Below are 18,854 nucleotides of genomic sequence, written 5' to 3' on the forward strand. Positions count from 1 at the left end.
ACATAAATGGAGCTGCAAACATCTTAAGGAAAGTATTCCCAAAGGTAAGCCAATGGGATAGGGGCATAGTGGACATGCCCTGTTCTGCAGGATGCATAGAGCATCCTACAGGTTCATGCCGCCATGCGGCATAACAGAAACCCTTTCCGACGTGGAGTCGGTGAGGGTAGTTCATAAGAAATATTATCAAAAAAGCTATTGCTTTTATTTTGTTTATGGTTTAATATCAGATAACGGAAATCGGATACGTAAGATAGTTTCCGTCTTCCAACTTAATATTTGTTTGTTCTCTTATTCAGAGTGGTGGAGATACATAGGATCGATGAAGCCACGGCAACCCCTTTTAGGAAGGTGCCAACCTGAGCGTGCAATTCCCTTGTGGAATACGAGATGACATTTTAGATGTTGTTTCTACGAGCAATAAGAGGATCTGAATCGTTAATCAGTTCCGCTTGTTTGTGCACGCAACGAGCGGAATTTTTTGTGCGATAAGACCAAGGTCTATCATCGCAAAGAAAGGAAAAAAGAATGGATAAGTTTATTTTCACATCCGAATCAGTTACAGAAGGACACCCAGACAAAATCTGCGATAACATCTCTGATGCTATCCTTGATGCCTGCATGGCACAGGACCCAATGAGCCGTGTTGCCTGCGAGACAGCAACATGTACAGGTTTCGTTCTCATCACAGGTGAGATCACAACAAAGGCTAACGTTGACTACGCTAAGATCGCTCGTGAGACAATCAAAGAGATCGGCTATGATGATTCAGCTAAGGGCTTTGATGGCAACACATGTGCAGTTCTCGTAGCACTTGATCAGCAGTCAGCTGATATCGCTATGGGCGTTGATAAGGCTCTTGAGGCTAGAGAGAACCAGATGACAGATGAGCAGCTCGAGGCTATCGGTGCTGGTGACCAGGGTATGATGTTCGGTTATGCTACAAACGAGACAGAAGAGTACATGCCATACGCTATCAGCCTTGCACACAAGCTTACCAAGAAGCTTACAGAAGTTAGAAAAGATGGCACACTTGCTTACCTTAGAGCAGATGGTAAGAGCCAGGTCTCAGTTGAGTATGATGAGAACGGTAAGGTTAAGAGACTTGAAGCTATCGTTATCTCAACTCAGCACGATGAGAAGGTTACACAGGAGCAGATCCACGCAGATATCAGAAAGTACGTTATCGATGCAGTTGTAGATCAGGCTCTCGTTGATGACAATACTAAGATCTATATCAATCCTACAGGACGTTTCGTAATCGGCGGACCTCAGGGTGATGCTGGTCTTACAGGACGTAAGATCATCGTTGATACTTACGGCGGAGCAGCTCGTCACGGCGGCGGTGCTGTCTCTGGTAAGGACTGCACAAAGGTTGACCGTTCTGCAGCTTATGCAGCAAGATACGTTGCTAAGAATATCGTAGCAGCTGGCCTTGCTGACAGAGCAGAGATCCAGATCTCTTATGCTATCGGTGTTGCACAGCCTACATCAGTTCTTGTTGATACATTCGGAACAGGTAAGGTCTCTGATGAGAAGCTTACAGAGGCAGTTCGTAAGGTATTCGACCTTCGTCCAGCTGGTATCATCAAGATGCTCGACCTTCGTCGTCCTATCTACAAGCAGACAGCTGCTTATGGACACTTCGGACGTAACGACCTTAACCTTCCTTGGGAGCAGACAAACAAGGTTGAAGAGCTTAAGGCAGCAGTGCAGTAATTTAGGTTACTGATATAGGACGGCGGCCTCCGTTATGTATTCACATACAAACCTCCGATGATACTTCGTATCAAATCGGTTTGTATGCAAATATCATAACTGGAGCCGCCTGTTTTTATATCATGTTACCTGAACATTTTCTTTACCTAAGAGCTCTTCTAGAGCTTCGAGGGTTGTTTTATCCGCCTTTATGGTCTGAGCTTTTCCAAGCTTCTTGATCTGCTTGGTGTCGGTGAGGTAGATAGCGACTTCGTCGCGGCCATCACTTCCTGCGATTATCTTATTCACTGCATCAATCTTAGCTTCGTAGTCTTCCTTGTTAGGGAAGCGGAGCCAGACAGTCTTCTGTACTTCATCAAAGAGCATGATCTTGCTAGCAATGAGCTTGGCATCACGGTCTTCCTCGACGGAGACGCGGCCTTCTATGAAAATCTTCGCATCATCTGAGAGGCGAGGAGCGTTAGCTTCGTAGGTCTTGGGGAAGACAATAACTTCCACGGAACCTACAAGATCTTCAAGTGTCAAGAATGCCATGATCTGGTCATTCTTGGTGTACTTGATCTTCTTGTCGCTGATGATACCACCGATTGTGACAATAGCGTTGTCATGAACTCTTGGCTCACCAGTTTCATCCTCTATATAGAAATCTGTAGTCTTGTTAGTTACCTTCTTTTTCCAGATTCCCTCGTATTCCTCAAGTGGATGTCCAGAAACATAGACTCCAAGCACCTCTTTTTCAAGCTCCAAAAGAAGTTCACGTGGGAATTCACCTACGTTTGGAAGTGGAACCTCGTACTGCTTCTTGTCCTCTTCTCCTGCAAAATCAAACAGAGTCATCTGGCCAGCCATGGAGTTACGGCCTGTGGTGTGGAGCTGATCCATGATGTGTGAATAAATAGTCATGTGCTGCTTACGTGTTCCCTCAAAGCACTCAAAGGCACCAGCCTTGATAAAGTTCTCCACAGCGCGCTTGTTGACGTCGTTCTCTCGGCCCTGCATTCTCATGAGGAAATCATTGAGATTCTTGAACTTGCCGTGGAGCTGACGCTCACGAACGATTGAAGCGATAACTGGTCTGCCAACGCCCTTGATAGCAGTAAGAGCGTAGCGGATAGCCTTTTTACGCCCGGGAGCTGAAGTCACAACAGCGCCAGGGATTGGCTTATCCGACTCAGCAGCATCAATCTCTGTAACTGAGAAGCCATCAAAGCCCTCATTAATATCCGGTGGTAAAAGAGCTATGTTCATATTCCTGCAGCTCATGATATAGCCGGAAACCTTGCCCGGATTATCAATAACAGAAGTCATGAGAGCTGCCATAAACTCAACAGGATAGTAGTATTTAAGCCATGCAGTCTGAAGCGCAACAACGGCGTAGCAGGCAGCGTGGGACTTGTTAAACGCATACTTGGCGAAATCCATCATGGAATCGTAAATTGCATTGGCAACATCTGGAGCAATGCCCTTGGAAGCACAGCCCGGAACGTTCTGCTCAGCATTACCATTTACGAAGTTAGCTCTTTCAACCTCCATGACATGCTGTTTCTTTTTACTCATGGCACGTCTAACAAGGTCAGCTCGTCCAAGAGTGTAGCCACCAAGCTGCTGAACTATCTGCATAACCTGCTCCTGGTAAACGATACAGCCATAGGTAGGCTTCAGGATTGGCTCCAGCTCAGGTGTCTGATAGGAAATGGCACCAGCGTCATTTTTACCCGCAATGTATTTGGGAATGAAGTCCATTGGGCCCGGGCGGTAAAGAGAAATGCCCGCGATAATGTCCTCCAGTGACTGAGGGCGCAGATCCTTCATGAATCCCTGCATTCCGCCAGATTCTAGCTGGAATATACCATCGCAGTGTCCGCTTCCGATAGAAGCAAGAACCGCAGGGTCATTGTAATCAATCTCATCTATATTAATATAGTTGGCATCTCCAGGCTTGGCGCCAAGAGAACGATTAGCAAATTCAGTAGCATCCTTAATTACAGTAAGGGTGCGAAGTCCCAGGAAGTCCATCTTGAGAAGACCAAGCTCTTCAATGGTGGTCATGGTGAACTGAGTCGTGATGTTACCTTCGGCAGAACGTGACAGAGGAACAAGGTCCTCAGCCGGTGCCTGACAGATAACTACACCTGCAGCGTGGATTGAAGTGTGGCGAGGAAGGCCTTCAAGCTTCTTACACATGTCGATGAGCTTGTGAACAGTCTCGTCAGTCTCATACTGGCTGCGAAGCTCAGGGTTCATCTCAAGAGCCTTATCCAATGTGATGTTCAGCTCAGTTGGAACCATCTTGGAAATCGTGTCTCCAAAGCTATAGGGAAGGTCCATAACCCTGGCAACGTCGCGGATAACACCCTTGGCAGCAAGCGTACCAAAAGTGATGATCTGCACAACCTTGTCAGCGCCGTACTTCTCGGTAACATAATCTATAACGTCCTGACGTCTCTCGTACTCGAAGTCCACGTCGATATCGGGCATGGATACACGCTCAGGATTCAGGAATCTCTCAAAGAGAAGATCATACTTGATAGGATCAATATTGGTGATGTGCATGCAATAGGAAACGATACTTCCGGCAGCAGAGCCTCTTCCAGGGCCAACAGCGATGCCATTTTCACGGCAGTAGTTGATGTAGTCCCAAACAATAAGGAAGTAGTCAACGTAGCCCATGCGCTTGATAACGCCCAGCTCGTAGTCCAGTTTCTCTTTTAACGTGCCATCATCGTCAGGATAGCGCTCGTGCAAGCCATCCAGACAGAGCTTGTTGAGGTAAGTCCAGGAATCGTATCCTTCAGGAACCTCGAAATGTGGGAGCTTAGTAACGCCAAACTCAATCTCAACGTGGCATCTGTCCGCAATTTTCTGCGTATTATCAAGGGCTTCCTGTGCATATGGGAAAAGAGAACGCATTTCCTCTTCACTTTTAACGTAGTACTGACCGCCTTCGTAGCGCATGCGGTCTTCGTCTGTCACTTTTTTACCAGTCTGGATGCAAAGAAGCAGGTCATGGGCCTCCGCATCGTCAGCGTAGGTGTAGTGGCAGTCGTTGGTTGCAACCAGCGGAATATCAAGCTCCTGTGAAAGAGCCATGAGAGAAGCGTTAACCATGCGCTGCTCTGGGATTCCGTGATCCTGAAGCTCCAAAAAGAAATTGCCGTGGCCAAAGATATTGTCGAGGCGCATAGCTGCCTCTTTGGCCTTATCAGGAGTTCCCTTTACGATGTTCCTGGGGATCTCGCCTGCAAGACAGGCTGAGAGCGCGATAATACCCTCGTGGTACTGCTCAAGGAGCTCCATATCAACACGGGGCTTGTAGTAGTAACCTTCAGTAAAGCCGCGGCTGACGATATGGGACAGGTTGGCGTAGCCCACATTATTCTCGGCAAGGAGAACCAGGTGATAGTAACGATCGTCGGAAATACCGGTCTCTTTTTCAAAGCGGGAGCCGGGAGCCACGTAGACCTCGCATCCAATAATAGGATTGATCTGTGCATCCTGGCAGGCCTTGTAGAAATCGATAACTCCGTACATGACACCGTGGTCTGTGATAGCACCAGCAGTCATGCCCAGGTCTTTAAGTCTTTTCACATATTCTTTTATCTTATTGGAACCGTCCAGAAGAGAGTATTCCGTGTGGACGTGTAAGTGAGTAAATCCCATGTTTCCCCCAAACTTTTCGTAAAGCTATTGAAGAAATTATATCACATATGCTGGGAAAAGAATTTACTATATAAATGGCTAGATATGCACGATAAAACATTAAAAAAGATTGAAATCACATGGGATAGCATTGCAGATTAAAAAAACTTGCGATAATATAAAAATAAGTATGACAAAGTATTGTCAATTCAAGGCTTTTGTATTATATTTAATTAGATTTTTATGAGAAATTATATATTATTGAATTAGTTCAATTCAAAGGTTGGAATCGAGGAAATAATTATGGCAAAGCAGATCAAAACAATCGGAGTACTTACAAGTGGTGGTGATGCACCTGGAATGAACGCTGCGATCAGAGCGGTTGTTCGTAAGTCACTTGCAAATGGACTTAAGGTTAAGGGTATCAAGAAAGGATACATGGGTCTTCTCAATGAAGAGATCATTGATATGGACAGACGTAGCGTATCCGATATCATCCAGAAGGGTGGTACAATCCTTGGTACAGCTCGTTGTATGGAGTTTACAACAGCAGAAGGTCAGGCTAAGGGCGCTGAGATCTGCCGTAAGCATGGTATAGATGGAATGGTAGTTATCGGTGGTGACGGATCATACCGTGGAGCTCAGAAGCTTTCACAGCAGGGTATCAACACAGTAGGTATCCCTGGAACAATCGATCTTGATATCGCTTGTACAGACTACACAATCGGATTTGATACTTCAATCAACACAGCAATGGAGGCTATCGACAAGATTCGTGATACTTCATCTTCACACGAGAGAGTTAGTATCGTAGAGGTTATGGGCCGTCATGCTGGATATATCGCTCTTTGGTGCGCAATCGCTAACGGCGCTGATGACATCCTTCTTCCTGAGAAGTATGACTACAACGAGCAGAGAATTATCGATAACATCATCGATAACCGTAAGAAGGGTAAGACTCACCACATCATCGTAAACGCTGAGGGTATCGGACATTCAACATCAATGGCTCGCCGTATTGAGGCTGCTACAGGTCTTGAGACAAGAGCTTCTATCCTTGGATACATGCAGCGTGGTGGTAGCCCAACATGTAAGGATCGTGTATATGCTTCTATGATGGGATGCTACGCAGCTGATATTCTTGCAGCAGGCAAGACTAACAGAGTAGTAAGCTATCGCAACGGCCAGTTTGTTGATTACGACATCGACGAGGCTCTTGCAATGAAGAAGAACATCAACGAGTACATGTACGAGATCGCTCGTATCCTGTAATTGATAAAGGCAAGTCCGCAGAAATGCTGGTTTTCGTCTGCGGCGTAATTCATTAAGACTTATAAAGACAGATTTGCTTCCTTTCATGTTATTCAGAACAGTCAGCAAATCTGTCTTTTTTCGTCTTATGAATTATCGTCCTCGTCCGAGAACTGCACATTTCTGCAGATTTTGCCAAAGTCAAATACAGAATACTTCGCGATAAAGTTTAAGTGTGACCGACAAAGTGTGTTATACTATAGTATATTTTCTTGAGTTAGATTTATTTGATAGAGGTTTTTATGATTACAAGTGTTAATAACGATAGAGTTAAGCAGGTCGTTAACTATATAGAAAAGAGCAAGGCTCGTCGTGAGGACGATGTCTTTGTAATAGAAGGCATGAAGATGCTGCGCGAGGCCCCAGTTCTGCAGGTTAGGGAAGTGTATGTGACAACACGCTTTCTTGATAAAGCCAGCGAGGAAGATAAAGAGATTCTCTGGAGATATGGCGCAGAAGAGGTATCTGACGAAGTTATGAAGAAGATGGCTGCAACCCAGACACCACAGGGCGTCATTGCGGTTATCAGCCAGTACCACTACACAATGGAAGAGGTTCTTGAGGGCTACAATCAGGATGATGAGGGCGCTAAGCCACTTATTCTCGTTCTTGAGAACATTCAGGATCCAGGTAATGTGGGAACTATGCTCAGATCTGGCGAGGGCGCAGGCGTTACAGGTATCATCCTTAGCAAGGGCTCAGCAGACATCTACAATCCTAAGGTTATCAGATCAACCATGGGATCTATCTTCAGAATGCCATTTATATACGTAGAGAGCGTGCCAGAAGTTCTGAAGACACTCAAGGATAACGGCATTCACACTTATGCTGCTCATCTCAAGGGTGAAAAGAATTATGACGAATTCGATTATACTCAGCCAACAGCCTTCCTTATCGGCAACGAAGGAAACGGACTTACCAAAGAGACAGCTGATGCGGCTGATACATATATTTTGATTCCAATGAAGGGAGAGGTGGAGTCAATGAATGCTGCCACTTCTTCTGCAATTCTTACATTCGAGGCATCAAGACAGCGCCGAGGCAAGTAATTCTTTACTACATACAGGAGGAGAAGTGAAATGACAATCGGTTTTATCGGACTTGGAAATATGGCAAAGGCCATGATTGGCGGAATTCTAGCCAAGGGACTTATGGGACCTAACGAGATCATCGGTACAGCAGCGACAGAAGAGACAAGACTTAAGGTGTCCAACAAGTACGGCATTCAGGTTCGCAGCTCAAACGCAGCTGTAGCGCAGGAAGCAGACATTATCTTTTTGGCAGTTAAGCCTCAGTACCTCAAGGTTGTGATCGCAGACATCATGGACAGCGTTGATGAGAACAAGGTCATCGTCAGCATTGCAGCAGGCAAGACTATCAACTGGCTGGCAAAAGAGTTCGAGAAACCAGTTAAGCTCATAAGAGTAATGCCCAACACTCCTGCTCTTGTACTTGAAGGCTGCTCTGCTGTTTGCAGAAATGACCTGGTTAGCGACAATGATTATCATTTCGTAAAAGAGCTGCTGGAGAGCTTTGGTAAGGCTTATACAGTTCCGGAATCAATGATGGACGTAGTTGTTGGTGTCAGCGGATCTTCACCTGCTTATGTATTTCTTTTCATAGAAGCTATGGCAGATGCAGCTGTGGCCGGTGGAATGCCTAGAAAGCAGGCCTATGAGTTCGCTGCTCAGTCAGTTCTTGGAAGTGCCAAGATGGTTCTCGAGACAGGCAAGCACCCAGGCGAGCTCAAGGACATGGTTTGCTCACCAGCAGGTACTACAATCGAGGCTGTAAGGGTTCTTGAGGAAAAAGGCTTCCGTGCAGCGGTGATAGATGCAGTAACTGCCTGCATTGACAAGAGTAAAAGCCTGTAATTTTGTTTCATTATTTTATCCAAAAATGTATTCAAATTTGACAAAGAAAACATTTTTTGCTAATATCTTAATGTTTTCGTGATAGTAATATATTGCAATAATTATGTAATAATTGCATGCAAGACATATTACTAAATATAGAAATATTCAGAGGATAGCAAAGATATGAATAAAGTGGCGACGTTATCCCTAAGGGTAATGAGACTATTCATTATTTGTGGTCTCGTCTTTGTTCTTACGATTTCCCAGGGATTAACCGTAAATGCCAGAGGTAACAAAACAATAAGTGAAGTTGCTGCAGGTATTTCAAACATCATTAGTCCTGTTTCACCACTTGGTATTGATGCTGACGCTTATGAAGTTCAAGTTGCTAATAGCGCAGAGAAATCATCAGATTCCAGTAGTGCAGCGAGTACTGCGGAGGAGACAGAGACCAAAATAGTTATGGCCAACGTTTCAAGGGCCATGAATGTCAGGGAAGAGCCCAGTGAGGATTCAGCCAAGGTCGGCGTGTTGTACAAAGACTGTGGTGGCAAGATTCTCGAGAGAAAAGATGGCTGGACCAAGTTACAGTCCGGAGACCTTATCGGATGGGCCAAGGATGATTATCTTCTCTTTGACGAGGATGCACTTAATCTCGCATCTGACGTAGGTAAGCAGATTGTTACCAGTCAGAGCAGTGCGCTTAATATTAGAAAAGAAGCCGATGAGAGCGCAGAGGTTCTTGGAGTTCTCACGGAAAAAGTATTCGTCGATATGATCGAGGATCTCGGCAATGGCTGGATCAGCGTAGATTATAACGATGAAACAGGTTATGTTCAGTCAGAATATGTAACATCAGAGTTCAAGATTGACCAGGGCGAGACAATCGCAGCGATCAAGATTCGTGAGGAAGCCGAGAAGAAGGCTGCACTTACAAGAAATCGCGGAGCTGTTAGTGCCGATGCTGATGAGCTCAAGCTCCTTGCAGCACTTATCCAGTGCGAAGCAGGTAACCAGCCTTATGAAGGTCGAGTTGCTGTCGGAGCAGTTGTTCTTAACCGAGTTAAGAGTGGTGCTTATCCTAACAGTATTTACAGTGTTATTTATGCTTCAGGTCAGTTCACTCCTGCTCTCAACGGAACAGTAGCAAGAGTATACAACAGTGGCAAGATTTACGATATGAACTACCAGGCAGCTCAGGCTGCGATCAACGGTGAGACAACTGTTGGTGGTGCACTCCATTTCAGAAGAGTGAACGGTAGAGAAGGTATTATAATCGGAGCACACGTATTCTGGTAAAAGAGTTTTTGACAGGCCAGTGGCGCAATGCCATTGGCCTGTTTTCTCGTCTACAAAAGATATTGGTGCATAAATATGCATTAATAGTGAATAAAAGGTAGCGTAATGCATAATTATGTGATATTATCAATGTAATTACACACGATTAGAATGCATGAGAACAAGGAGGATTAGTATGAACCTGTACGGACGTGATTTTTTGAAACTATTGGACTATACACCTGAAGAAATCTCTTATCTTGTTGATTTAGCTGCAGAGCTGAAGGAGAAGAAGAAAAACGGAATTCTTCACGATGAGCTAAAGGGCAAGAATATTGCGCTGATTTTTGAGAAGACAAGTACAAGAACAAGATGTTCTTTTGAAGTTGCTGCAAGTGATCTTGGTATGGGTTCAACATACTTAAATCCAACTGATTCTCAGATTGGCAAAAAAGAGAGCATTGCAGATACAGCAAGGGTTCTGGCTAGCATGTACGATGGAATCGAGTACAGGGGCTTTGAGCAGGAGATTGTTGAGACGCTCGCCAAGTACAGTAAAGTACCTGTATGGAACGGACTTACCAACGAGTTCCATCCTACGCAGATGTTGGCAGATCTTTTGACAATTAAGGAGCACTTCGGTAAGCTCAACGGAATCCACCTGGTATACATGGGCGATGCGCGCTACAACACAGGTAACTCCCTGATGGTAGTATGCGCCAAGATGGGAATGCACTTCACAGCTGTTTCTAACAAGAAGTATTTTCCGGGAAAAGAGCTGGTTGAGACCTGTAAGGAGATTGCTGAGAAGACTGGCGCTATCATCGACTTCTGCGAGGATCCTATCGAGGGAACAAAGGGCGCAGACGTTATCTACACTGATATCTGGGTATCAATGGGCGAGCCTGACAGCGTTTGGGAAGAGCGTATCAAGGACCTTGAGCCATACAGGGTTACAATGGATATCATGAAGAATGCTGGGGATAAGTGCGTATTTATGCACTGTCTGCCTTCTTTCCATGATCTCAATACAGGAATTGGCAAAGAGATCAAGGAAAAATACGGCCTCAATGAGATGGAAGTTACTGATGAAGTTTTCGAGTCAGAACGTTCAATTGTCTTCCAGGAAGCGGAGAATCGTATGCACACAATCAAGGCTGTAATGCTTGCTACTCTTAAAAAGGACAATTAATATCATAATTATGCAATAAATTGTGTGAAAATCAGGCATAAATGTGTAATAATAATCAATAGAACTAAGACATTAATAAACAGTAATACAATCGACGGAATATTAAGGCATAAGGGAAGAAAAATATAATATGAACAAGGGGAGTATCGCAGAACAACTACATACTACATGGGCAGGACACAATCTCATATATAAAGAAGAGACCGGGTCGACTAACGATGATGCTAGAGAGCTGGGGGAGCAGGGCGCTCCTCATGGAACTCTAGTTGTTGCTGACCGCCAAATTAAGGGCAGGGGCTCAAGAGGCAGGAGTTGGGAAACTCCACAGGATGGCAATATAGCGATGAGTCTTTTGATAAGACCATCAGCACCACCTGACAGAATATCGATGCTGACGCTGATCACGGGAATGTCTGTGGCAGAAGGCATCGAAGATGCGCTCATTGAGGCAAGAGACATTGATCTCAGCAAGTCGACAGAGGTTAATATTCAGGGCGAGATCATCGCGGAATACAAGAGTTTTCCGCAGATCAAGTGGCCTAACGACATTGTCATTGCCGGTAAAAAAATATGTGGTATACTGACAGAGCTCCATATGAATAGTGACAACACCATCAGGGACGTTGTTATCGGTGTTGGAATAAACGTGAACATGATGGATTTTCCTGATGAGATCAAGGAAATCGCAGGATCAATTCGCAGTACTACAGGAGTAGAGCTGTCCAGAGAGAGCGTCATTGCATGTACCATGAGGCGATTCGAGGAGAACTACACTAAGTACTGTGTTTCGTATGATCTTTCTCTTTTACAGGAGCAGTACGAAGCAAGGCTCATCAACAGGCACAAGCTGGTCAAGGTGCTGGATCCTAAGGGAGAGTACGAGGCTATTGCCCACGGAATAACGGAGCTTGGAGCACTTGTTGTTTCTGATGAGGATGGCGACGAATACGAGATAAATGCAGGCGAAGTCTCAGTGCGAGGCTTATACGGATACACCTGAAGCTGAGTATCGGTTATCTGTGCCAGCTATAAGAAGAGTATTGATTTGTAATTGGTAATAGAGGATTTTGGATATGATTCTGGTAATTGATGTAGGCAATACGAATATTACATTTGGCGTATTCAAAGGGGATAAGCTTGCCAGTTCTTTTAGAATGACAACTGGTACAACGAGAACTTCCGACGAATTCGGAATCGAGCTTCTGGCCCTTATGAATATCAATGGCGTGGAAAAAGACAAAATCGAAGGCGTCATGATTGCCAGCGTTGTGCCTCAGGTTATGCATGCTCTGGTCAATGCCATTGTTAAGTACATCGGCAAGAAGCCTTATCTTGTTGGCCCTGGCATCAAGACAGGAATCAAGATTGCTCTTGATAACCCTAGGGAAGTAGGCCCAGACCTAATCGTCGACGCCGTTGCAGGATACGAGATTTATGGCGGTCCTGTTATAGTGGTTGACTTTGGAACCGCAACTACCTATATTATGATAAATGAAAAAGGTGAGTTTTTTACCGGAGTGGTTTGTCCAGGAATCAGAATCTCAGCCAAGGCATTGTGGCAGGATACAGCCAAGCTTCCTGAGATCGAGATCAAGAACCCGGGCAGCATCTTGGCCAAAGAGACGATCTCCAGCATGCAGGCTGGACTCATCTACGGACAGATCGGACAGACCAAGTATATCGTCAAGAAGATGAAGAAAGAGTCCGGACTTGAGAATGCCAAGGTTATTGCAACCGGCGGTCTTGGAAGACTTATCGCAGACGAGACCAAGGAGATCGACGTATACGATCCGATTCTCACACTTCGCGGTCTTCAGATTCTCTATGAAAAGAACCGCAGAACCAAACCACAGCTCAAGGAGTTCGACAATCAGAACGCGCCTGAGTAAGATGGTTATAATACTGATGATGTATAATGTATCAGTATTGGTGAAAATAAATATAGTAGTAAGGGCAATAGGAAATGAGTGCTAAGGATTTTGAAGAACAGTACAATAAAGAATTCCGTGACAAGGACATGACAACGGAAGAGGAAAAAGATTTCAAGATAGATGAAATGCAGAAGACCAACAAGGGAAGAGTCTTCGAGCAGGCAGCAGGTGGCAGAGTTGTTCTGTGTGGCGCTAATGCCTACGAGCAGAAATACTACTTTAACCCAGTGTTTAAGCAGATTCCTGAGAGCATCAAAAAAGAGCTGAACATCATCAGCGTTCTCTTTACCCAGGAGGCAGGCGGAATCTTCACAATCGTATTCGAAGAGGACGGCGCTATCAGCATCGAGACTAACGCAGATGAAGAGGATATCACCTACGACGAGATCACAGCCGGACTTCTTGTCAGTGAAGTAAGACGTAAGAGACAGGATCTCTTCGAGGCGCTTGGACTTTATTACAGGATTTATGTTTTGCACGAGAATCCAGCAGATATACTCGGGGATGAGGACTGAGAATAATCGCTGGTTTTCGTGATATTTAGAAAGAGGTTTTATGTCAGGCTACGGCAAGTTACAGATAGGGAACGTAACCCTGGACAATAATATTATACTTGGACCAATGGCAGGTGTATCAGACCTGCCTTTTCGTCTGTTATGCAGAGAAATGGGCGCGGGACTTGTGTGCATGGAAATGGTCAGCGCCAAAGCCATCACCTACAAGAACAAGAATACCAACATGCTCATGGAGATTCATGAGCATGAGCACCCGGTTTCGCTGCAGCTCTTTGGTTCAGAACCAGAGATAATGCAGCAGGCAGTAGAGATGATACAAGACAGGCCCTACGACATCCTCGATGTGAACATGGGTTGCCCTGTTCCTAAGGTTGTTGGAAACGGTGAAGGCTCAGCTCTTATGAAGAATCCTGAGCTTATAGAGAAGATTGTGAAGGCTCTAGTAGAGGTTTCAGATAGGCCTGTCACAGTCAAGATCAGAAGAGGCTTTACAGAGCAGAGCGTGAACGCAGTAGAGTGTGCACTTGCGGCCCAGGAAGGCGGAGCGGCAGCAGTCGCTGTTCATGGCAGAACAAGAGAGCAGTACTATTCAGGACAGGCCGACTGGACAATCATCAGGCAGGTAAAAGAGGCACTGAAGATTCCAGTTATCGGAAATGGCGACGTAGTGGATGGACCAAGCGCGCAGCGCATGTTTGAAGAAACAGGGTGCGATGGCGTAATGGTTGCCAGAGCTGCCCAGGGTAATCCATTTCTTTTCCGTGAGATAAAGAGCTACTTCGAGACAGGAGAGACCTGCGAGAGGCCAACTCCTCAGGAAATTTACGATACAGTCATCAGGCATGCAGATCTGCAGCTTCAGTACAAGGGCGAGTACATCGGTATCCGCGAGATGCGTAAGCACGTGTCCTGGTACACCTATGGAATGCCTGGAAGCGCAAGATTCAGAAATGAGATAAATCAGATGACCGATATGGACTCGCTTAAAGAAGCTTGTAAGAGAGTAATGCTGAGCTAATAAAAACACTATGAACGAGGGTGAATGCCTGCGCTCATAGTGTTTTTTTGGTTATCTTGTTACTTTAAATTCATATTCTGTATTGGTTATCTTGTTACTTTGAATTCATATTCTGTATTGTTATCTTATTACTTTGAATTCATATTCTGTGTTGTAGGTTGCAACGTAGAGAGTGTCATCCACAAGCTCGAACTGATAAGGAGCTGATTTAACAGGAATCTTCTCTTTTACCGAACCATCGTATCTGTCCAGGAGATAGATGAAATCAGGCTCGGAAGTGAATCCATAGCCGCAGATGATTGTGTCGTCCACAACGAGGAAGTTGAAGCCGTTAGCAACAAGTGGCTGAGATCTGAAGATAACTTCGCCTGTATTCATGTCAATTGCAACGATATAAGCGTTGTCAGGTTCCTCTGAAGCGTAGCCCCAGTGGCTGATCTCCACATAGAGGATATCATCAACAATCTTGGCATAGCGAATATACTCGGTATAATCAGAGGTCTTACCTTCTTTTTGATCAGGACCGTTACAGAGTGAAGAGAGATCGTAGTCAGCTACAATTGAGTAATCACTAGCTGATGAGACACAGAGCGAGTTATACATGTAGTTGTACTCGACTGGATTGTAGGGCTCGTAGTTGTAGCTTTCGTCAGAATAATTTGGTTGTGCAACTGTAATGCCATGAGCAGTAGCCCACTGGTCTGTGTCGAGCCAGTCTGTAACATTTTCTTTGGTCTGTGTGAGTGTCAGGTAGTGGCGATCTGTATCTTTCTTGCAAGAGTCATTAAAGTAGTAATCCCAGGTTGGGTTCTCAATGAGTATAGAACTATATTCATTAGAATAATCTTCGGATTCAATGGCTTTGGCTTCTACATCAGCAGTGCCGCCTTCGACCTGGTCTATACGACTCTCCATGTCAACGTGCTCGTTCATCTTGAAAGCATCCTGAACGAGGTCCGGGTATTCTTCATAGGAGAAATCAACTCCGATGTAACCGGTAGCGTAGCTTGCAACTTCATATGGTGAAAAGAGAATGTGAAGTCCAGCGTCATCTACAGAGAAATCATAGGTTCCATCATTAAGCTTGTCCTCAAAAATATCACTTTCTTCAAAATAGAAGCTGTCAATTTCTTCAAGAGTTTCTGGGTAAGTCTTTTTAAGCCATGCTCTGATAGTTGCAGGAAACTCATTAGGGTTTTTCAGAATATCCTTGAGCTCATAAGTTTCACCTGTAACAGGGTCAATATTAAAAATGTTTGTATAATGGTTTGGATGAGCACCGCCAGCGTAGCTATAATATGCGGCAAGTATAGTGAACATCCTCTCATCAAATCTGACTATATCAACACCCATGTCGTCATTAAAATCCATGCCATCGTTGTACTCAGGATCGTACCAGGAAGCATATTCGCCGACACCGTTACTGATATCAGTTTTCCATTCAGATGTCATTTCATCAACAGTTTCAACGAGCTTTGGATATTTCTGTTTGATATCCTCGGAAAAAGTAATATCAGTGTACTGGCCGGTAGCTCTTTCTACACCGTCAACCTTGGATGAGAAATGGAAGGTTGTCAGCGTAATGTCTTTTGCCGAAGCTTCGGTGTTATCGGCGCTTGCGCTGGTTTCTGCAGTTGATTCTGTGGTCAATGAAGAGTCTGGTGTCTGGCTCTCGTCAGAATCGGCTGATCTGAAGCTGCATCCAGTAGCTGTCAGGATAAAAAGAGCAGAAGCAAGTGCCATAGCTCTTTTGCTGGCAGATAGAAATTTTTTCCTCATAATAATCTCCCCGAATCCACTTGTATCATCGAAAGCGTGGATTCTTTTTCTTATTAATAAATATTTTATACTCGCTATTAATTGTGTTACGAAATTGTCAAAATGTAAAGAAATAGCGGCATATCACAAGCACATGAACGAATAAATGTATCGAAAATAGCTCAAAAGGGGCGTTTTTGGTGATTGACAGATGTTTTTATAGACTATATAATAGCAAAGTTAAAATAGCTTTTTATAGAAATAATATATCAATAAAGATGCTCATAGAGCCCGCAGTTGCGCGGTTTAATCTATTATGAAGGGTAGGTTATGAAATGGAAGAAAAGAAGAACATTTTAACTTATGAAGGACTCAAGAAGTATGAAGATGAACTTCATGAGCTGAAAGTTGTTAAGCGTAAGGAAGTAGCTGAGAAGATCAAGGAAGCTAGAGAACAGGGCGACCTTTCTGAGAACGCTGAGTACGATGCAGCCAAGGACGAGCAGAGAGATATCGAGGCTAGAATCGAAGCTCTCGAGAAGATACTCAAGAACGCTGAGGTTGTTGTAGAAGAGGACGTTGACCTCAACAAGATCAGCATCGGATGTAAGGTTAAGATCAAGGACCTTGAGTTTGACGAGGAACTTGAGTACAAGATCGTAGGTTCATCAGAGGCTAATTCACTTAAGGGCAAGATTTCTAACGAGTCACCTGTAGGTAAGGCTCTTATCGGTGCCAAGAAGGGACAGACTGTTTCAGTTGAGACACAGGCTGGCACAATCAAGTACAAGGTAATCAGCATCGAGAGATCAGAGGTTTGATTAAGGCATAATGTCAGTTGATGGCAGATGCATTTTGATTTAGCTATATTAAGATAATTATAGGGGGCCAGCGATTTAACAGATTTCGCTGGCTCTTTAACTAAGAATTTACGTAGTTTATAACGGAGGAAGAAAAGTGGCAGAGAATAATCAGCAGAACAATCAGCAGAATGCACCAGCAGAGGACGTTGGACGTCTTCGTCAGGTTCGTAGAGATAAGCTTTCTGAGCTTCAGGCAGCAGGAAGAGATCCTTTCCAGATCGTTAAGTACGATCAGACACATCACACACAGACAATCAGAGATAACTTCGATTCTCTTGAGTTTGTTGTTCCTACAGATGAAGAGGGCAAGGCAATTACAGTAGCTCTTTCGGATGTACCAGCAGAGAAGGTGGTTTCACTTGCTGGACGTATGATGTCTAAGCGTGTTATGGGTAAGGCTTCATTTGCTAACCTTCAGGACAGAGACGGACGTATGCAGCTTTATGTTTCCAGAAATGACCTTGGAGACGAGGCTTATGCTGATTTCAAGAAGATGGATATCGGAGATATCATCGGTGTTAAGGGCTTTGCTTTCAGAACTAAGACTGGTGAGATTTCAGTTCATGTTAAGGAGCTGACTCTTTTATCCAAGTCACTTATGCCACTTCCAGAGAAGTTCCACGGACTTACAGATACAGAGATTCGTTACAGACAGAGATATGTTGACCTTATCATGAATGAGGATGTTAAGGAGACATTCAAGAAGAGATCAGCAATCCTTCGTGAGATCCGTAACTTCCTTGCTGATAGAGACTTCCTTGAGGTTGAGACTCCAATGCTCGTTGAGAACGCAGGTGGAGCAGCAGCTAGACCATTCATCACACATTACAATGCTCTTGATGAGGAGAGAAAGCTTCGTATCTCTCTTGAGCTTTATCTGAAGAGACTTATCGTTGGTGGTCTTGAGAGAGTATACGAGATCGGTCGTGTATTCAGAAACGAGGGTGTTGATACAAGACACAACCCAGAGTTCACACTTATGGAGCTCTATCAGGCATATACAGATTATGAAGGAATGATGGAACTCACAGAGTCTATGTTCCGTTACCTTGCTGAGAAGGTGTGTGGTACAACACTCATCAAGTACGGCGACAACGAGATTGACCTCGGCAAGCCTTTTGAGCGTCTCACAATGAACGATGCTATCAAGAAGTATGCAGGCATCGACTTCGATACAGTTAAGACTGACGAGGAAGCTAAGGCTCTTGCCAAGGAGCACCACATTGAGTTTGAGGATCGTCACACTAAGGGTGATATCATCAATCTCTTCTTCGAGGAGTTCTGCGAGAAGAACCTGATCCAGCCTACATTCATCATGGATCACCCTCTTGCAATTTCACCTCTTACCAAGAAGAAGCCTACAGATCCTGAGAAGGTTGAGCGTTTCGAGCTCTTCATCAATACTTGGGAGATGTGTAACGCATATTCAGAGCTTAACGATCCTATCGACCAGCGTGAGCGTTTCGCAGCACAGGATGCTAACGCGGCAGCTGGTGACGAAGAGGCTGAGCACACAGATGAGGACTTCCTCAATGCCCTCGAGATTGGTATGGCTCCTACAGGTGGTATCGGCTACGGTATCGACCGTCTCTGCATGCTGTTAACAGACAGTGAAACCATAAGGGACGTTTTACTCTTCCCAACGTTGAAGAGTCAGAAGTAACAGGAGATGTATTTAGATGTAAATAAATGCTGAAAAGTGGAAATGTGTGGAATACAGCACACGGAAGTGCTACTGATTCTACGGAGTTTATTTCCATATATATACAGCTAT

General features: G+C 44.6%; 14 protein-coding genes and 1 riboswitch. Of the genes, 12 read left to right on the forward strand and 2 right to left on the reverse strand.

Annotated features, from left to right (window positions below; translation table 11 throughout):
• Positions 1-288: 288 nt before the first annotated feature.
• Positions 289-390, forward strand: a riboswitch (SAM riboswitch).
• A 138-nt stretch (positions 391-528) separates the two neighbouring features.
• The gene (gene metK / locus IJI01_RS13465; RefSeq protein ID WP_292191434.1) at positions 529-1,719 is read left to right on the forward strand and encodes a methionine adenosyltransferase; all 1,191 of its coding nucleotides are present in this window, start codon (positions 529-531) and stop codon (positions 1,717-1,719) included.
• Between the two features lie 120 nt (positions 1,720-1,839).
• Here metK and IJI01_RS13470 read toward each other — a convergent pair whose 3' ends face one another.
• Positions 1,840-5,379, reverse strand: a complete 3,540-nt coding sequence (locus tag IJI01_RS13470; RefSeq protein ID WP_292191436.1) for a DNA polymerase III subunit alpha — start codon at positions 5,377-5,379, stop codon at positions 1,840-1,842.
• Positions 5,380-5,661: 282 nt separating this feature from the next.
• Here IJI01_RS13470 and pfkA point away from each other — a divergent pair, with 282 nt between their 5' ends.
• The 9 genes from pfkA to dusB all read left to right on the forward strand — a co-directional run bounded on the left by pfkA (position 5,662) and on the right by dusB (position 14,459).
• Positions 5,662-6,630 carry a 6-phosphofructokinase gene (gene pfkA, locus IJI01_RS13475; protein ID WP_292191438.1) on the forward strand — a complete coding sequence of 323 codons (969 nt, stop codon included), beginning with the start codon at positions 5,662-5,664 and terminating at the stop codon, positions 6,628-6,630.
• Positions 6,631-6,911: 281 nt separating this feature from the next.
• Positions 6,912-7,718, forward strand: coding sequence for a TrmH family RNA methyltransferase (locus IJI01_RS13480; RefSeq protein WP_292191439.1), 807 nt, complete (start codon positions 6,912-6,914; stop codon positions 7,716-7,718).
• Positions 7,719-7,748: 30 nt separating this feature from the next.
• Positions 7,749-8,543: a pyrroline-5-carboxylate reductase gene (proC, locus tag IJI01_RS13485; RefSeq protein WP_292191442.1), complete on the forward strand. Its 795-nt coding sequence runs from the start codon at positions 7,749-7,751 to the stop codon at positions 8,541-8,543.
• 165 nt (positions 8,544-8,708) lie between these two features.
• Entirely contained in the window at positions 8,709-9,824 is a 1,116-nt protein-coding gene (locus IJI01_RS13490; protein ID WP_292191444.1) for a cell wall hydrolase, read from the forward strand.
• Positions 9,825-9,999: 175 nt separating this feature from the next.
• A complete protein-coding gene (gene argF, locus IJI01_RS13495; protein WP_292191447.1) occupies positions 10,000-10,995 on the forward strand; it encodes an ornithine carbamoyltransferase in 996 nt (331 codons plus the stop codon).
• Positions 10,996-11,125: 130 nt separating this feature from the next.
• A complete protein-coding gene (locus IJI01_RS13500; protein ID WP_292191449.1) occupies positions 11,126-11,995 on the forward strand; it encodes a biotin--[acetyl-CoA-carboxylase] ligase in 870 nt (289 codons plus the stop codon).
• 73 nt (positions 11,996-12,068) lie between these two features.
• Positions 12,069-12,884: a type III pantothenate kinase gene (locus IJI01_RS13505; RefSeq protein ID WP_292191452.1), complete on the forward strand. Its 816-nt coding sequence runs from the start codon at positions 12,069-12,071 to the stop codon at positions 12,882-12,884.
• A 74-nt stretch (positions 12,885-12,958) separates the two neighbouring features.
• A complete protein-coding gene (locus tag IJI01_RS13510) occupies positions 12,959-13,441 on the forward strand; it encodes a DUF6145 family protein (RefSeq protein ID WP_292191455.1) in 483 nt (160 codons plus the stop codon).
• 40 nt (positions 13,442-13,481) lie between these two features.
• Complete coding sequence (gene dusB, locus IJI01_RS13515; protein ID WP_292191458.1) at positions 13,482-14,459, forward strand: tRNA dihydrouridine synthase DusB; 978 nt, start codon at positions 13,482-13,484, stop codon at positions 14,457-14,459.
• Positions 14,460-14,579: 120 nt separating this feature from the next.
• On the opposite strand, the gene IJI01_RS13520 is transcribed toward dusB, so the two are convergent.
• Positions 14,580-16,238, reverse strand: a complete 1,659-nt coding sequence (locus IJI01_RS13520; protein WP_292191461.1) for an RsiV family protein — start codon at positions 16,236-16,238, stop codon at positions 14,580-14,582.
• 314 nt (positions 16,239-16,552) lie between these two features.
• Here IJI01_RS13520 and greA point away from each other — a divergent pair, with 314 nt between their 5' ends.
• Positions 16,553-17,038 carry a transcription elongation factor GreA gene (gene greA / locus IJI01_RS13525; RefSeq protein ID WP_292191464.1) on the forward strand — a complete coding sequence of 162 codons (486 nt, stop codon included), beginning with the start codon at positions 16,553-16,555 and terminating at the stop codon, positions 17,036-17,038.
• Between the two features lie 136 nt (positions 17,039-17,174).
• Complete coding sequence (gene lysS, locus IJI01_RS13530) at positions 17,175-18,743, forward strand: lysine--tRNA ligase (protein ID WP_292191466.1); 1,569 nt, start codon at positions 17,175-17,177, stop codon at positions 18,741-18,743.
• The last annotated feature ends 111 nt before the right edge of the window (positions 18,744-18,854 follow it).

It is taken from the genome of Butyrivibrio sp. (assembly GCF_017433805.1).
GTDB lineage: Bacteria > Bacillota > Clostridia > Lachnospirales > Lachnospiraceae > Butyrivibrio.

Coding starts and splice junctions, on each gene's coding strand:
- IJI01_RS13500 (WP_292191449.1), top strand. CDS start 11,126: ATGAACAAGGGGAGTATCGCAGAACAACTACATACTACATGGGCAGGA.
- IJI01_RS13520 (WP_292191461.1), bottom strand. CDS start 16,238: ATGAGGAAAAAATTTCTATCTGCCAGCAAAAGAGCTATGGCACTTGCT.
- pfkA (WP_292191438.1), top strand. CDS start 5,662: ATGGCAAAGCAGATCAAAACAATCGGAGTACTTACAAGTGGTGGTGAT.
- metK (WP_292191434.1), top strand. CDS start 529: ATGGATAAGTTTATTTTCACATCCGAATCAGTTACAGAAGGACACCCA.
- IJI01_RS13510 (WP_292191455.1), top strand. CDS start 12,959: ATGAGTGCTAAGGATTTTGAAGAACAGTACAATAAAGAATTCCGTGAC.
- IJI01_RS13480 (WP_292191439.1), top strand. CDS start 6,912: ATGATTACAAGTGTTAATAACGATAGAGTTAAGCAGGTCGTTAACTAT.
- argF (WP_292191447.1), top strand. CDS start 10,000: ATGAACCTGTACGGACGTGATTTTTTGAAACTATTGGACTATACACCT.
- dusB (WP_292191458.1), top strand. CDS start 13,482: ATGTCAGGCTACGGCAAGTTACAGATAGGGAACGTAACCCTGGACAAT.
- proC (WP_292191442.1), top strand. CDS start 7,749: ATGACAATCGGTTTTATCGGACTTGGAAATATGGCAAAGGCCATGATT.
- IJI01_RS13505 (WP_292191452.1), top strand. CDS start 12,069: ATGATTCTGGTAATTGATGTAGGCAATACGAATATTACATTTGGCGTA.
- greA (WP_292191464.1), top strand. CDS start 16,553: ATGGAAGAAAAGAAGAACATTTTAACTTATGAAGGACTCAAGAAGTAT.
- IJI01_RS13470 (WP_292191436.1), bottom strand. CDS start 5,379: ATGGGATTTACTCACTTACACGTCCACACGGAATACTCTCTTCTGGAC.
- IJI01_RS13490 (WP_292191444.1), top strand. CDS start 8,709: ATGAATAAAGTGGCGACGTTATCCCTAAGGGTAATGAGACTATTCATT.